The organism is Bradyrhizobium sp. Kon56, from assembly GCF_055807635.1.
This window is the reverse complement of the sequence record NZ_JBVVOU010000361.1, coordinates 1-288: the sequence shown is the minus strand read 5'-3', so window position 1 is coordinate 288 and position 288 is coordinate 1. Positions and strand designations below refer to the sequence as shown.

General features: G+C 43.1%; 1 protein-coding gene. It reads right to left on the bottom strand.

Features of this window, described 5'->3' with window-relative positions:
* Positions 1-250: hypothetical protein (locus AC0L3B_RS39310; protein ID WP_473383166.1), on the bottom strand; the 250-nt coding region annotated here is incomplete at its 3' end.
* Positions 251-288: the final 38 nt, after the last annotated feature.

Below are 288 nucleotides of genomic sequence, written 5' to 3'. Positions count from 1 at the left end.
ATGTGATGTGACCTACATGAGGTATCGTAATCAAGAACCCCTCTTGCTCGCCTTTCGTCTCATAACCCCAGCCGCTAGGGCTTGATGATGTGCTTGCAAATGATGCTCCAAGCAGGCATATCTTTGATGAATACTCAAGTTTTCCACTTGGCCCGGCTGTCACTTTCAAATTGCAGCAATAACTATCGAAGTGCTCATCTGCCGCGTTTTGGTCTTTTACAAAAACAGATGAGTAATAGAAATCAGTCATCACTGTTATTCCATTTATACGCTTTATAGCGCGCTTTT